General features: G+C 60.9%; 14 protein-coding genes, 1 tRNA gene and 1 riboswitch. Of the genes, 9 read left to right on the top strand and 6 right to left on the bottom strand.

What is annotated here, in order from left to right; all coding sequences use genetic code 11:
* The gene (gene phoU, locus AF71_RS00075; protein ID WP_025658811.1) at positions 1–714 is read left to right on the top strand and encodes a phosphate signaling complex protein PhoU; all 714 of its coding nucleotides are present in this window, start codon (positions 1–3) and stop codon (positions 712–714) included.
* A 36-nt stretch (positions 715–750) separates the two neighbouring features.
* On the top strand, positions 751–1,434 hold the full coding sequence (phoB, locus tag AF71_RS00070) for a phosphate regulon transcriptional regulator PhoB (protein WP_007529789.1): 684 nt from the start codon (positions 751–753) through the stop codon (positions 1,432–1,434).
* 93 nt (positions 1,435–1,527) lie between these two features.
* Here the strand turns inward: phoB and AF71_RS00065 are convergent, their stop codons facing one another.
* A complete protein-coding gene (locus AF71_RS00065) occupies positions 1,528–2,061 on the bottom strand; it encodes a GcrA family cell cycle regulator (protein ID WP_018857625.1) in 534 nt (177 codons plus the stop codon).
* A gap of 428 nt (positions 2,062–2,489) precedes the next feature.
* On the opposite strand from AF71_RS00065, the gene AF71_RS00060 reads away from it, so the two are divergent.
* The 3 genes from AF71_RS00060 (at position 2,490) to AF71_RS00050 (ending at position 5,734) form a co-directional block, all read left to right on the top strand.
* Positions 2,490–3,686 carry an aspartate aminotransferase family protein gene (locus AF71_RS00060; RefSeq protein WP_025660385.1) on the top strand — a complete coding sequence of 399 codons (1,197 nt, stop codon included), beginning with the start codon at positions 2,490–2,492 and terminating at the stop codon, positions 3,684–3,686.
* A 42-nt stretch (positions 3,687–3,728) separates the two neighbouring features.
* Positions 3,729–4,646 (top strand): ornithine carbamoyltransferase, encoded by a 918-nt coding sequence (argF, locus tag AF71_RS00055; protein ID WP_025660384.1) that lies wholly within the window; start codon positions 3,729–3,731, stop codon positions 4,644–4,646.
* A 92-nt stretch (positions 4,647–4,738) separates the two neighbouring features.
* Entirely contained in the window at positions 4,739–5,734 is a 996-nt protein-coding gene (locus AF71_RS00050) for an Hsp33 family molecular chaperone (protein WP_169679087.1), read from the top strand.
* Here AF71_RS00050 and apaG read toward each other — a convergent pair whose 3' ends face one another.
* The gene (apaG, locus tag AF71_RS00045) at positions 5,735–6,127 is read right to left on the bottom strand and encodes a Co2+/Mg2+ efflux protein ApaG (protein WP_018857621.1); all 393 of its coding nucleotides are present in this window, start codon (positions 6,125–6,127) and stop codon (positions 5,735–5,737) included.
* A gap of 200 nt (positions 6,128–6,327) precedes the next feature.
* Positions 6,328–7,512, bottom strand: a complete 1,185-nt coding sequence (locus tag AF71_RS00040) for an O-succinylhomoserine sulfhydrylase (protein WP_018857620.1) — start codon at positions 7,510–7,512, stop codon at positions 6,328–6,330.
* Positions 7,513–7,557: 45 nt separating this feature from the next.
* Positions 7,558–7,636, bottom strand: a riboswitch (SAM riboswitch).
* A 72-nt stretch (positions 7,637–7,708) separates the two neighbouring features.
* Between AF71_RS00040 and AF71_RS00035 the strand changes: the two genes are divergently transcribed.
* The 3 genes from AF71_RS00035 (at position 7,709) to AF71_RS00025 (ending at position 9,368) form a co-directional block, all read left to right on the top strand.
* On the top strand, positions 7,709–8,803 hold the full coding sequence (locus AF71_RS00035; RefSeq protein WP_025660383.1) for a 2'-deoxycytidine 5'-triphosphate deaminase: 1,095 nt from the start codon (positions 7,709–7,711) through the stop codon (positions 8,801–8,803).
* A 55-nt stretch (positions 8,804–8,858) separates the two neighbouring features.
* Positions 8,859–8,932: transfer RNA gene (locus AF71_RS00030), tRNA-Gly, on the top strand.
* A 250-nt stretch (positions 8,933–9,182) separates the two neighbouring features.
* Complete coding sequence (locus AF71_RS00025; protein ID WP_018857618.1) at positions 9,183–9,368, top strand: hypothetical protein; 186 nt, start codon at positions 9,183–9,185, stop codon at positions 9,366–9,368.
* Between the two features lie 123 nt (positions 9,369–9,491).
* Here AF71_RS00025 and AF71_RS00020 read toward each other — a convergent pair whose 3' ends face one another.
* Together AF71_RS00020 and AF71_RS00015 are read right to left on the bottom strand one after the other, a co-directional pair.
* On the bottom strand, positions 9,492–11,516 hold the full coding sequence (locus AF71_RS00020; RefSeq protein WP_169679084.1) for a methyl-accepting chemotaxis protein: 2,025 nt from the start codon (positions 11,514–11,516) through the stop codon (positions 9,492–9,494).
* Positions 11,517–11,749: 233 nt separating this feature from the next.
* A complete protein-coding gene (locus AF71_RS00015; RefSeq protein ID WP_169679081.1) occupies positions 11,750–12,424 on the bottom strand; it encodes a hypothetical protein in 675 nt (224 codons plus the stop codon).
* Positions 12,425–12,639: 215 nt separating this feature from the next.
* Between AF71_RS00015 and AF71_RS00010 the strand changes: the two genes are divergently transcribed.
* Positions 12,640–13,515 (top strand): transporter substrate-binding domain-containing protein, encoded by an 876-nt coding sequence (locus AF71_RS00010; protein ID WP_025660379.1) that lies wholly within the window; start codon positions 12,640–12,642, stop codon positions 13,513–13,515.
* A 12-nt stretch (positions 13,516–13,527) separates the two neighbouring features.
* Here AF71_RS00010 and AF71_RS00005 read toward each other — a convergent pair.
* Positions 13,528–13,803: integrase core domain-containing protein (locus tag AF71_RS00005; protein ID WP_169679077.1), on the bottom strand; the 276-nt coding region annotated here is incomplete at its 5' end.

Here is a 13,803-nt window from a genome sequence, read left to right as displayed (position 1 = left end):
ATGGCATCGACACATATCTTTTCTGCCTACGACGATGATTTGAAGTTCCTGTCCCGCCGTATCTCGGAAATGGGCGGCTTGGCCGAGCAGATGGTCTCGGATGCCGTACGCGCGCTCGTAAACGGCGATACGGCTCTTGCCCAGAAGGTCATCTCGGACGATGTGATCCTCGACCACGCGGAGCGCGAGATCGGCGACAAGGCGATCGTCACGATCGCCCGCCGCCAGCCGATGGCGGCCGATCTTCGCGAGATCATGGGCTCCATCCGCATCGCGGCAGACCTGGAGCGCGTCGGCGACCTGGGCAAGAACACTGCCAAGCGCGTCATTGCCGTACAGAGCGCCGGCGTGCCGCGCAAGCTCGCCCGCGGCCTCGAGCACCTGTCCGAGCTCGCCCTCGTCCAACTCAAGGAAGTCCTCGACGTCTACACGAGCCGTGCTGCCGACAAAGCAAAATCGGTCCGTGAGCGCGACGAGGAAATCGACGCGATGTACACCTCGCTGTTCCGTGAAATGCTCACCTACATGATGGAAGATCCGCGCAACATCACCAGCTGCACGCATCTTCTGTTCTGCGCCAAGAACATCGAGCGCATCGGCGACCACGCCACCAACATTGCCGAAACGATCTACTACATGGCCACCGGTGCCCAGCCGGAAGGCGAACGTCCGAAGGACGATACCGCCAACACCGTCGGCGCAGTCACTGAATAGTCATTCCGCGACCGCGCCCCCAGGAGACCGAAACGAATGATCCCTAAAGTAGCTGTCGTTGAAGACGAAGAAGCGCTGAGCGTGCTTCTCCGCTATAACCTTGAGGCCGAAGGCTTTGAGGTCGATACCATCCTGCGCGGCGACGAGGCCGAGATCCGGCTTCAGGAACGCACGCCGGACCTTCTCATCCTCGATTGGATGTTGCCGGGCGTGTCTGGCATCGAGCTCTGCCGCCGCCTGCGCATGCGGCCGGAAACCGAGCGCCTGCCGATCATCATGCTGACCGCCCGTGGCGAGGAAAGCGAACGGGTTCGCGGCCTCTCGACCGGTGCTGACGATTACGTCGTCAAGCCGTTCTCGACGCCGGAGCTTGTCGCTCGCGTCAAGGCGATGCTGCGTCGTGCCAAGCCCGAGGTGCTCTCGACGCTGCTGAAGTGCGGCGATATCGAGCTGGATCGCGAGACGCACCGCGTTCACCGCAAGAGCCGCGAAGTCCGCCTCGGCCCGACCGAATTCCGCCTTCTCGAGTTCTTGATGGCATCGCCCGGCCGCGTCTTCTCGCGTTCGCAGTTGCTCGACGGCGTCTGGGGTCACGACATCTATGTCGACGAGCGTACTGTTGACGTCCATGTCGGCCGCCTGCGCAAGGCTTTGAACTTTTCCAACATGCAGGACGTCATCCGCACCGTGCGCGGTGCCGGCTATTCGATGGAAGCCTGATCCTTTCAGGCGAGAGCCTGAGAGGTCTTTCCCTTACAACGAAAAACGGGCCCGCGAGGGCCCGTTTTCTTTATTCCTTATCCGGCTTCCGGGTCAGGCGACCCGGTTAGCGGCCTTGCGGCGCTCGTTGACCGGCTGGTAGGCCATGCGCTGATGATACGTGCAATACGGGGAAGAGTCCGGGGACTCGCAACCGCAGAAGTGGAAGTCGTCATTGAGCGGATCGCCGACCGGCCACTTGCAGGTGCGCTCGGTGAGCTCGGTGAGGCCAAGGCGGCGAGAAATCGGAACGATTACATTTGCGGCCGGACGGAAGCGGACTTCCTCCACCGTATCGATTTCGATCTCTTCCTTGAGCATCGTCGCGCCCTGTTGGCGGGTAACGGTGCGTGTGGTGATCCGCGAGGCGTAGTTCGTGGCGCGGGGCGCCGAAGTCGTGCGCTTGGGGGTTCTGACGGTGGTCGTCGAACCGCCGGCCTTGGCACGGCCGGGCAGACTCAAACGATGGACTTTACCAATGACGGCGTTACGACTTACACCGCCAAGTTGTGCTGCGATCTGGCTGGCGCTCAGGCCTTCGGACCACAGCTTCTTCAGTTTTTCAACGCGCTCGTCTGTCCAGTTCATGCCCCTGTCTCCGCCTTATTAGCGTTGGTGTAGGCAGAATCCTTCACCGTTGCCACGGACGTATCCGAGGCAAGAAACGCTTACTCAAATTTTGGTGACTAGTTCCGCCGCATGCAGCCTAGTAATTGAGTTTTAACCTAGTGTGAGGCCGACTCCGTGACAAGAGTCGGTTGAATCTCGGGGAATCGATTTTCAAGTTTTCCCCAACTTGCTGGGCGTGAGAGTCATTTATGCAACATAGTTGTTGATAGGTCGAGCGCCTCGGGATGGCTGCTTGACGCATGCAGCGAAACCTCAGTTTTGTTGACATTGCAGTGCGAAAAGTAAATAGTGCTGCTCGCCGCCGAAAGGCGGCATTTTTAATTTTCCGGACCTGCTTTCCTTAGCCGGAGTCCGGCTGCTGATGATTGCTGATAGGAGATCGCGCCATGGCTGAAGCCGCGCTTTACGACACCTACTCTCGTGCCCCGCTGCGGTTCGAGCGAGGAGAAGGCGTGTGGCTGATCAGCGAAACGGGCGAGCGATATCTTGATTTCGGCGCGGGCGTTGCCGTCACCTCCGTTGGCCACAGCCATCCGCATGTGGTTGGCGCGCTGAAGGAGCAGGCCGACAAGGTCTGGCATCTGTCCAACATCTATGAGATCCCGGGTCAGGAAACACTGGCAAAGCGGCTGACCGATGCGACCTTCGCCGATAAGGTGTTCTTCACGAACTCCGGCGCGGAAGCCTTGGAATGCGCGATCAAGACCGCGCGCCGCTATCAGTTTTCCAAGGGCCATCCCGAGCGGTTCCATATTATCACCTTTGAAGGCGCCTTCCATGGCCGTACGCTGGCGACGATTGCCGCCGGTGGCCAGGAGAAATACCTCGAAGGCTTCGGTCCCAAGGCGCCCGGCTTCGATCAGGTGCCGTTCGGTGATCTCGATGCAGTCCGCAGCGCCATCACAAATGAAACGGCCGCGATCCTCATCGAACCTATTCAGGGGGAAGGCGGCGTCCGCCCGGCGACGAACGAGTTCCTGAAGGCACTTCGCGCGATCTGCGACGAGCATGGTCTGCTGCTGATTTTCGATGAAGTGCAGACCGGCATGGGCCGCACGGGCAAGCTCTTTGCGCATGAGTGGTCAGGCGCTACCCCCGATATCATGGCGGTTGCCAAGGGCATCGGCGGCGGCTTCCCGCTCGGAGCCTGCCTTGCCACGGCAGAGGCCGCTTCCGGCATGAAGGCCGGCACGCATGGCTCCACTTATGGCGGCAATCCGCTCGCCATGGCAGTTGGCAGTGCCGTGCTCGACGTGATCCTCGCGGAGGGCTTCCTGCAGCAGGTGCGTGACGTCTCGCTGGTATTCCGCCAAGGGCTGGCCTCGCTCAAGGATCGCTATCCTGATATCATCGAGGATATCAAGGGCGAGGGGCTGCTGCTCGGCGTCAAGGCCGCCGTGCCGTCCTCCGAACTGCTGCAGGCGATCCGTGACGCCCATCTGCTCGGCGTACCCGCTGGCGACAATGTCATTCGTCTTCTGCCGCCTCTGGTCGTCACTGCTGACGAAGCCCGCGAGGGCCTTGCCCGCCTCGAACGCGCCGCCGAAAGCGTGCGCGCTGCGAAGGTCAAGAAGACGGCTTAATGAATAGTGCCTGTCGGAAGGCGGGCGTGATAGGTAACGATAATGGCTTCCCCCAAACACTTCCTCGATCTCTCCGCCGTCGCGGCATCCGACCTACGGCTCATCATGGATGACGCAATCTCGCGCAAACAGGCCTTCAAGGCCGGGCAGGGCGACAAGCCGCTATCAGGCAAGATGCTGGCGATGATCTTCGAAAAGCCCTCGACGCGCACCCGCGTGTCCTTCGACGTCGGCATGCGCCAGCTCGGGGGCGAGACGCTGTTCCTGTCGGGCACAGAAATGCAGCTTGGCCGCGCCGAGACGATCGGTGACACGGCCAAGGTGCTGTCGCGCTATGTCGACGCGATCATGATCCGCACGACTGATCATGCCCGCATGCTGGAGCTCGCCGAGCATGCAACCGTTCCTGTCATCAACGCATTGACGGATGATACGCACCCCTGCCAGATCATGGCTGATGTCATGACCTTCGAAGAGCACCGCGGCCCGATCAAGGGCAAGACGATCGCCTGGACCGGCGACGGCAACAACGTGCTGCATTCGTTGGTCGAAGGAGCCGCGCGTTTTGGCTACCGCATGAATATGGCGGTGCCCCTTGGTTCCGAGCCAAAGGATCACTATCTGAACTGGGCCCGCAATGAGGGCGCCGAAATCATGCTTTACCATGATGCAGACCGTGCGGTCGCCGGCGTCGATTGTGTGGTGACCGATACCTGGGTCTCCATGAATCAGGAACATCGGGCCCGTGGTCACAACGTATTCCAGCCTTATCAGGTCAATTCGGCTTTGATGGCGCAGGCCGACAAGGATGCATTGTTCATGCATTGCCTGCCCGCCCATCGTGGTGAGGAAGTTACGGACGAGGTGATCGACGGCCCGCAATCCGTGGTCTTCGATGAAGCGGAAAACCGTCTTCATGCGCAGAAGTCGATTCTTGCTTGGTGCCTGGGCGCGATCTGAACCATACTGGACGCCACGTTTGGCCGGAAGGCCCGGTGGCCGTGCGAGCGGATGGACACCCTTGTCTGCCGCTCTCAGACTAGGAGAAGACCATGGCAGAACCTGCAGCCACCCTCGGCGAATTCAATTTCGCCGGCGATGATCATGTCGTTCCGTTTCAGGTTGAGGGACTGGATGTGCGCGGTCGCGCCGTCCAGCTCGGGCCGATGCTGGACGCGATCCTCGAGCGCCATCGCTATCCTGCGCCCGTCGCGCGGCTTCTTGCCGAAGTCGTTGTGCTGACGGTGCTGCTCGGCACGTCGCTGAAATTTGAAGGCAAGTTCACGGTCCAGACCAAGGGCGACGGCCCGGTGGACCTGCTTGTTTGCGATTTCTCGACGCCTGAGAACGTGCGTGCCTACGCCCGCTTCAACCAGGGCCTCCTCGACAGGGCCGTTGCGGCAGGGCAGATCGAGCCCGAACAGCTTCTCGGCAAGGGCATGCTGGCCTTTACGATCGATCAGGGCAAGTTTTCCCAACCCTACCAGGGTATCGTTGCGCTCGACGGTGCGACCCTTGAAGAGATTGCCGGCACCTATTTCCGCCAGTCTGAGCAGATCCCGACGCGGGTGCGTCTTGCTGCTGCCGAACTCTTCGATCGCGACGACGCGGGCAAGCCGCGCCACCGCTGGCGGGCTGGCGGTCTTGTCGCCCAGTTCCTGCCGGAAGCGCCGGAGCGCATGCGCCAGCCGGATCTTCACGGCGGCGACGGCGATAGGACTGGCGGCACCCACAAGGAAGACGATGCCTGGATGGAAGCCCGCTCGCTCGTCGACACGATCGACGCCGACGAACTGACGGATCCGCAAGTCGGCACCGAGCGGCTGCTATATCGTCTGTTCCACGAGCGTGGGGTTCGCGTCTACGAACCGCGCGAGGTGTTCGATCGGTGCAGCTGTTCCCGCGAAAAGATCAAGGGGGTGCTGAAGGGCTTCTCGGCGGCGGAAATTGATGCCAGTCAGGAAGACGGCGCAATTTCGGTCACCTGCGAATTCTGCTCGACGACCTATCGTTTCGAAGTGGAAGAGGTGGCAGAGCCTGCGGAGTGATCAGTTCAGGACTCTCAGCAGCCCTGGCGAATCCAGTGAGAAGGCGGGTATTTCGACATTGAAAAGCTCGCCTTCGTCCGTTTCCATCTGGTAGTGGCCGAACATCAGCCCCGACGGCGTATCCAGCGGGCAGCCCGAGGAATATTCATAGGTATCGCCGGGCGCGAGCCGCGGCTGTTCGCCCACGACGCCGGCGCCCGTGACCTCATCGACGAGGCCGTTCTGGTCGGTGATGTTCCAATAGCGGTTCACCAGTCGCACGGACTTGTCGGAATTGTTGCTGATGACGATCCGGTAGCCCCAGACATAGCGATCGTCTTCCGGATCGGATTGCTCCTCCAGATAAAAAGGTTCGACGACGACTTCAATGTCTCGTGTAAGGGCGCGGTACATGCCTACACCATAGTCAATATACGTTACCGGTATCTTATACGACAGCCGATCCGTCAATAAACCGATAGTCGATCACGTCCGTAATGCCTGTAAAGGCAAGAAGTTTCGCCACTTAAGCCTGACTTTGACCTGTCTTGGGTGGGGCAAAGCAGCATGTGGCGGTCGGCCGGATTTGCGTCGATCCGGCCGATGTCGGCTGATCAGGCGTTCACTTTTGCGAGAGCCTGGGCGAAGTCCTCGATCAGGTCGTCCGTGTCCTCGATGCCGGCGGAAAGACGAACGGTACCGCCGGAAATGCCGAGCTCCGCCCGTGCTTCGTCGGTCAGGTTCTTGTGCGTCGTCGTAGCCGGATGCGTGATCAGGCTCTTGGCGTCGCCCAGATTGTTGGAGATCTTGACGACCTGCAAGGCGTTTTGGAGCGCGAAAGCTGCTTCCTTGCCGCCCTTGAGTTCGATGGCGACCAGTGTCGAGCCACCCTTCATCTGCTTGGCGACGATGTCGGCCTGCGGATGATCGTTGCGGCCGGGATAGATGACCTTGGCGACCTTCGGCTGATCGGCCAGGAAGTCGGCGATCTTCGATGCGTTTTCGGTCTGCTGCTTGACGCGCAGCGGCAGCGTCTCGAGTCCCTTCAGCAGCGTCCATGCCGTGAACGGCGACATGGCCGGGCCGGTGTGGCGGTAGTAGTCCTGAAGGTTCTCGTTGACCCATTCCCGGTCGGAGAGGATGACGCCACCGAGGCTGCGGCCCTGGCCGTCGATGTGCTTGGTGGCCGAATAGACGACGATATGGGCGCCGAGCTCGAGCGGCTTCTGGAAGATCGGCGTGGCGAAGACGTTGTCGACCACGACCTTGGCGCCGATCTGGTTGGCGAGCTTGGCGACGCCGGCAATGTCTATCACCTCGAGTGTCGGATTGGTCGGGCTTTCCAGGAAGAACACCTTGGTGTTCGGGCGGATCGCCTTTTCCCAGTTTTCCAGATGGCGACCGTCGACCAGCGTGCATTCGATACCGTATTTCGGGGCGAGCGTCTCGACGACCCAGCGGCAGGAGCCGAAGAGGGCGCGGGCGGCAACGATGTGGTCGCCGGCCTTCACCTGGCAGAGGATTGCGGCGGTGACGGCTGCCATGCCGGAGGCCGTGGCGCGGGCTTCCTCCGCGCCTTCCAGTGCGCACATGCGCTTCTCGAACATGTCGTTTGTCGGGCTGCCGTAGCGAGCGTAGATATAGCCTTCCGTTTCGCCCTTGAAGCGCGCTTCGGCCGCTTCCGCGCTCTCATAGACGAAGCCCTGCGTGAGGTAGATGGCTTCCGAGGTCTCGCCATATTGCGAGCGCAAAGAGCCGTCGTGAACGAGTTGGGTTGCGGGGCGCCAAGTCTTGCTCATGAATCACCACTTTCAAACAACAAAAAAACCGGCCGCGAAAGCAGACCGGTTTTGCACCCGGTCCTTTTAGCCACTTGTTTAACGTGGCTGCAAGCCGACCGGCCAAATCACCACGGGATAAAAGTGCAATACTGCCGTTCTATGCTTGCGTCAATTCCTTGAGTTTGGTTTTGTCTCCCGCGAATATGGATGGGGCATGATGGCTCGCGAAACAGGAATTTTGGCGGATCGCGCGATAGCCGCGCTCTTTGAGGCGGGACGTCTCACCAGCGAGCGCGATTTGGACCACGACCAGATCCAACCGGCAAGCCTTGACCTCAGGCTTGGCGCGAAGGCATTCCGCGTTCGCGCGAGCTTCATGCCGGGTCCTTCCCATTTGGTGTCCGATAAGCTCGATCGCCTCAGCCTCCACGTCGTCGACCTCAGCGAAGGCGCCGTGCTGGAGACCGGCTGTGTCTATATCGTTCCCTTGATGGAGCGCCTCGACCTGTCGGCCGACATGTCGGCCTCGGCCAATCCCAAAAGCTCGACCGGACGTCTCGATATCTTCACCCGCGTCATCACCGACTACGCGCAGGAGTTCGACAAAATCCCGGCTGGCTACTCCGGCCCGCTCTATCTCGAAATCAGTCCGCGTACTTTCCCGATCGTCGTGCGTCGAGGCTCGCGCCTGTCGCAGATCCGCTTCCGGGTCGGCCATTCGATACTTGGGGAGCCGGAATTGCTCGCGCTCCACGATGCCGAAACGCTGGTCGCCAGCAAGCTGCCGAACGTCTCCGGCGGCGGCATTGCCCTGTCGATTGATTTGGCCGGCGACAAGGATGGACTGATCGGCTACCGCGGTAAGCACCACACTGCAGTCGTCGATGTCGACAAGAAGGCGCAGCACGACATCTATGACTTCTGGGAACCTCTCTATAGCCGCGGTCGCAACGAACTGATCCTGGATCCGGACGAGTTTTATATTCTCGTCTCGCGCGAAGCCATCCATGTGCCACCGCACTACGCGGCAGAGATGACCCCCTTCGATCCGTTGGTTGGCGAATTTCGCGTGCATTATGCAGGCTTCTTCGACCCCGGCTTCGGCCACGTCCCCGCCGGCGGCCGCGGCAGCCGCGCCGTGCTCGAGGTCCGCAGCCACGAGGTTCCCTTCATCCTCGAGGACGGCCAGATCGTCGGTCGCCTCGTCTATGAGCATATGCAGGAGCACCCCGAGAGCCTCTACGGCTCCGGCCTCGGCTCCAACTATCAGGCCCAGGGCCTGAAACTCTCGAAGCACTTCCGCATCTGACAACGCCAATGCCCGCTTGACAGCGGCACCCATCTATTGGAAATCTCGCTCCAACGCGGGTGTAGCTCAATGGTAGAGCAGCAGCTTCCCAAGCTGAATACGAGGGTTCGATTCCCTTCACCCGCTCCAAGTTCAGATGGTTTTGCTGGGACTGAGCGGATTCATCCGCACTGTGGTCTGAGCGTGGTGCCCACGTGGGCCGCCGTCGTTCGCTGTCTTACTCCACGAGGAAAGAACGCCCTTAAGAGGTAGCCTCGAAGGAAATTGAAATAGTTGACAATCCTCTAATAAACATGGTTAATTTTTAACTATTCTCCGATATCACGGGAACGCAGGCGACCCCTTGGTCGTTGTCGGCATGATCAGGAGGAGTTGCAGAATGCTTTTGAAGATTTTCACGGCGAAGCGCGAGATCCGGGAGAATGGCGATACCGGCACTTACGCTGACGGCTACTATGCGCCGGAAGTGGTTCTTGCGTCTGCGCGCGATGACGATCGTGCTTCCTATGAGCGCGATTATGGTCGCGGCCGCAAGGTCGAGCAAATTCCGCTCGGGTTTGCCTGAGCACCCTTTTTAGCTTCCGTCTTGTGCGGCAGCCGGGCCATGGCTCGCTGTTTGAAGTCGAAAGTCTATAATCGAAAAGGGCGGCATTGAGCCGCCCTTTGCTTTTGTACCGTTTTGCTGGGATCAGAATTCCGTCCAATCGGCGTCGTCGCGTGGGCTCGAAGAGGCGCTGCTTGCACCAAATGCGCATGCAAGTTTCTGCCCAAGCGCCCGAGCCGGCGAGCTAGAGGGGCGGGTGACACCCGGAGTGGCGATGCGGACGGGTGCCTTTCTGGCTGCGACCGGCGGCGCGGCCGGCCGTGGCGCCGAATGGATGTGAGTGCCCTGCAGCGGCGCTGCCGCGGCAATGTTAGCGCTGAAACTGCCAGTGCCGGTCAGCTTGAACTGGTCGAGCAGGTTGTTGAGTGTCGCCGCTTCCGTCGCGAGCTTGTGGCTCGCCGCCGTGCTTTCCTCGACCATGGCCGCATTCTTCTGCGTTCCCTGGTCCATCGAGTTCACCGCCGTGTTGATCTCCTGCAGGCCGGTCGATTGCTCGCGGGCGGCCTCGGCGATCGCGTCGACGTGCTGGTTGATCTCCTGAACCTCGTGAACGATCGCATCAAGCGCCTTGCCGGTTTCGCCGACAAGCGACACGCCCGTCTGCACATGGTCGCCCGATGTGGTGATCAGCGACTTGATCTCCCTGGCGGCATTGGCCGAGCGCTGTGCAAGTTCACGCACCTCCTGGGCAACGACGGCAAAGCCCTTGCCGGCTTCACCGGCGCGCGCGGCCTCGACGCCGGCGTTGAGGGCCAGAAGATTGGTCTGGAAGGCGATGTCGTCGATGACGCCGATGATGTTGCCGATCTCCGCGGAGGATTGCGCGATCTGCTGCATGGCGTTGACGGCCTTGCTGACCACTTCGCCGGACTTTTCTGCACCGGCGCGCGTGCGTGCCACGAGCCCACGTGCTTCCTCGGCACGCTTGGCGGCATCCTTCACGGTGGTGGTGATCTCCTCGAGGGCCGCTGCCGTCTCCTCGACGGACGCTGCCTGCTGCTCGGTGCGCTTCGAAAGCTCGTCCGCCGAGGCGCGGATCTCGGTTGCGCCGGCAGTGATGGCGCGGGCGTTGGCGCCGACCGTCTGCATAGTGTCGTTCAAGCGCAGGATCGAGTTGTTGAAATCCTGTCGCAGACTATCGAGGTCGCCGACAAACGCCGTATCGATCCGAGATGCGAGGTCGCCTGCGGCCAGCCGGCGTAAGCCGTCGCCAAGCGCGCTGACCGCGCGCGAGAGATCGGCAGCCTCGGTTGCGCGCTGAGCTTCACGTTCTCGGCGTTCGCTGTCGCTGAGATTGCGGCTCTTTTCGGCCTCGCCCTCAAGCCGGATACGATCGACGGCATTGTCGCGGAAGACGGCAACGGCGCCGGCCATCTGGCCAACCTCGTCACGACGGTCGAGGCCGTCGATGGCGCCGTGCGTATCTCCCTCGGCAAGCTGAGCCATCCGGTCACGCAGACGAACCATGGGCGTGGTGATCCCCGATTGCGCGACCCACACAGAAAGGCCGATCGCGCCCATGACAGCGAGCCCGATCAGTACGAAACTGAGAGTGATGCGCTGGTTGACGCTAATGGAGAGCGCGTCGCCGCCATCGTTCAGCAATGCCATCAGCGCATCATTGTTGGCGATCATTTTCGGAGTGACCGTGTTCAGCTTCGCATTGAGCATGCTTGCTGCAAGCTGCGCGCCGGCACTGTCCTTTGCCTTGGCGAGGTCGATGACCTTGCTGGAAAGCGCTTCCATCTCGGCGATGCCGACGAGGATGTCGTCAATCGCCGGCTTGCGGCTAGGTACCAAGGCCGCCGCCTGTTCCAGGCGTTCGCGCGCTTGAGGCATCTTGCTTGGCGTCGTGAGCGCCGTATTGAAAGCCGGCGTCTCCGGCTTGAGGCCGGCGATAAGCGTGACCTGCAGCACGGCAGCGGTTGCCGAGGCGCTGGCGCGGGATGCCTGCATGGCTGCCAGTGCCTCGTTATCGATGAAGGCGCTGTAGGTGGCATCGGCACCGCGGAATTCGGTGATGACATAAACGAGGCCCCCGAGCGCGATCGCCCCGAGAAGCGCGACGACAGAAATGATCTTCGTCCGGATTTTCAAGTTCTTCAGCATGGCTATGTCCAGTCGCTTGACCCGACCGCGGGCGGGCCGACTATTGAAGCATTTTATGTCGCGGGATACGGCATGGTGGGATGCCCGGAAGGCTCGACATGCGCATCATGCATTCGGCCCGTGAGCCGGCGTCGTCCTGGCGAATAGAATGGGACATTGCTTAATGTGGCCCTAACGCTTGGGATCTGTCCCCGGAAAAAATTTCGGGTCCCGCCGCCTAGGGACGAGTCATGCTAAGCGGGGCGCAACTTCTCACTGGTGCTGACAGGGACATGAGGCGTCTTGTCCCAGAAGAAGGGCTTTCTCGGCAGCTCGAGAAGGGCGCGCCATGCCGCCACCGAGATCATCAGGCAATAGAGCGGGACATAGATCCAGCGCCAGCCGATGCTGCGTTTTTCCTCACGCAGCATCGCGACCCTGCCGAGCAGCAGAAAGAGGCCGTAGCTTGCCGCCATATTGGCAAGATCGAGGAGCAAGAGCGCGCCTTCGCTGCTGCCGGCGGGCGGAAAGCCGAGCGCTAGGTAGCCGGCGGTGGTGACAAGGAGCATGATCAGCCAGGGATGGGTGAGAGAGGAAAACAGCATTCCTCCGATCAGCAACTGGAACACCAGAAAGCCGCCCACGCCCATCTCGCGCGGGAGGCGCGCTGGCTCGCGCATCACCAGGTTTCGGGCTTCCGGCACGATCGCCGGCATGCCTTTGCTGATGTAGTTCAGCCGGACGCAGCGAGCCTGCAGAAGCTGGCTGTCGAGTGCCTTGTCATCGTTGACGAGGGAGCTGTCGATTGCCGAAAGGAAGGGAAGCCGGAGCCCGCGCGCCAGGGATGCGTAGTAGCTGTCGGCATCGATGGAGCCGCTTGCAATGAGTTCCTGTTCGATGCTCGCGCCGTTGCGGCGTGCGACCTGCATCGGGCGGGCGATTGTCGGCCTGCCGATGCCGAGTTGCAGCAGAACCTCTGGTAGGAATCGTTTACCGCGCGCGCAGGCGGCGCGCCGTGGCGTATTGAACCATCATCCAAGAGCGTGCGGTCTTCGATCCCGCCCGACGCATATTCCCCGACACGCATGACTCTGATACACCGTTTCCAGAATGGCAGTGCATGCTTTCCCCGAGGTCGATCATAATGATGCAATTTAAACTAGCATCCCTGAATCTTAAGGGGCTATGCAGCTTTTGGCTGTCTTTGATTGTGTTTTTCTGCCCGCTCTCGTTGTCGGCGCAGGAGGCGATGCCAGGCTTGCCGCTGCTTTTCGATTCCAGGGAGCGCCTTGCCAAACCGGATCTTTCGTCGCTCGTCCGCCTGCGTTTCCTGACGACGATCGACTTTCCACCGTTCAATTTTACCGATCAGAATGGCAAGCTTTCCGGTTTCAACGTCGATCTCGCCCGCGAGATCTGTAACGAGCTGGAGATTGCCAGCAAATGCCAGATCCAGGCGCTGCCGTTCGCTGACCTGAATGCCGCGCTCGCGGCCTCGCAGGGCGATGCCGTGATTGCCGGCGTCGCCGTCAGCGAGGAGCTGCGGCGACAGTTCGCCTTTTCGCGCCCCTATCTCATGCTGCCCGCCCGCTTCGTTCGAAACTTAAAGGCTTCCATCAAGGGCGAGAATGCCAGCGCTCTGGCCGATCATCCGGTCGGCGTCGTCAAGGCGACGGCGCACGAAGCCATGCTGGCGGCCTATTTCCCGAAGGTGAAGGCCGTACCCTTCGACAGCAAGGACGCCCTTCTTGCAGCACTCAAGGATGGCAAGCTGGAGGCCGTCTTCGCGGATTCCCTCCAGCTCTCCTTCTGGGTTTCGTCGGAGGCCTCGGCGAAATGCTGCGCGCTGTTCGACGGGCCTTATCTCTCCGAGCAGTTTCTCGGCGAAGGCATGACGATCATGCTCCGTCAGAAGGACGATGTCCTTACGGCAGCGCTCGATCACGCGCTGGCAGCGCTGTCGCGCAGTGGCCGCCTGCAGGAAATCTACCTGCGCTACTTCCCTTACGGCCTGTATTAAACCTGAAAGGCTCTAGGTGTGTGGTCCCGGAATGAGATGGTGCGGATTGATTTTGAAGATTGACGGGTCCCTTGTCCAGGCGTTGCAGATTGCTTGATAGGGCGTTCGCCATCGGAGCGCCTTGAGGTGTTTGGCGAAGTTGTAAGCAGTGACGAAGGCCAGGACATGGGCCTTGAGACTTTCCAGGTCGTCATAATGGTAGACCTTGACGGTGGCGTCCTTGATGGTTCGATTCATCCGCTCGGCCTGGCCGTTCGTCCAAGGATGGTAGGGCTTGGTCAGCCGATG

The organism is Rhizobium sp. 57MFTsu3.2 (assembly GCF_012932765.1).
GTDB classification, from domain to species: Bacteria; Pseudomonadota; Alphaproteobacteria; order Rhizobiales; family Rhizobiaceae; genus Rhizobium; species Rhizobium altiplani.
Note: the sequence above shows the minus strand (reverse complement) of the source record. Positions and strands in the feature narration are given on the sequence as shown.

Coding starts and splice junctions, on each gene's coding strand:
- phoU (WP_025658811.1), top strand. CDS start 1: ATGGCATCGACACATATCTTTTCTGCCTACGACGATGATTTGAAGTTC.
- phoB (WP_007529789.1), top strand. CDS start 751: ATGATCCCTAAAGTAGCTGTCGTTGAAGACGAAGAAGCGCTGAGCGTG.
- AF71_RS00065 (WP_018857625.1), bottom strand. CDS start 2,061: ATGAACTGGACAGACGAGCGCGTTGAAAAACTGAAGAAGCTGTGGTCC.
- AF71_RS00060 (WP_025660385.1), top strand. CDS start 2,490: ATGGCTGAAGCCGCGCTTTACGACACCTACTCTCGTGCCCCGCTGCGG.
- argF (WP_025660384.1), top strand. CDS start 3,729: ATGGCTTCCCCCAAACACTTCCTCGATCTCTCCGCCGTCGCGGCATCC.
- AF71_RS00050 (WP_169679087.1), top strand. CDS start 4,739: ATGGCAGAACCTGCAGCCACCCTCGGCGAATTCAATTTCGCCGGCGAT.
- apaG (WP_018857621.1), bottom strand. CDS start 6,127: ATGTACCGCGCCCTTACACGAGACATTGAAGTCGTCGTCGAACCTTTT.
- AF71_RS00040 (WP_018857620.1), bottom strand. CDS start 7,512: ATGAGCAAGACTTGGCGCCCCGCAACCCAACTCGTTCACGACGGCTCT.
- AF71_RS00035 (WP_025660383.1), top strand. CDS start 7,709: ATGATGGCTCGCGAAACAGGAATTTTGGCGGATCGCGCGATAGCCGCG.
- AF71_RS00025 (WP_018857618.1), top strand. CDS start 9,183: ATGCTTTTGAAGATTTTCACGGCGAAGCGCGAGATCCGGGAGAATGGC.
- AF71_RS00020 (WP_169679084.1), bottom strand. CDS start 11,516: ATGCTGAAGAACTTGAAAATCCGGACGAAGATCATTTCTGTCGTCGCG.
- AF71_RS00015 (WP_169679081.1), bottom strand. CDS start 12,424: ATGCAGGTCGCACGCCGCAACGGCGCGAGCATCGAACAGGAACTCATT.
- AF71_RS00010 (WP_025660379.1), top strand. CDS start 12,640: ATGATGCAATTTAAACTAGCATCCCTGAATCTTAAGGGGCTATGCAGC.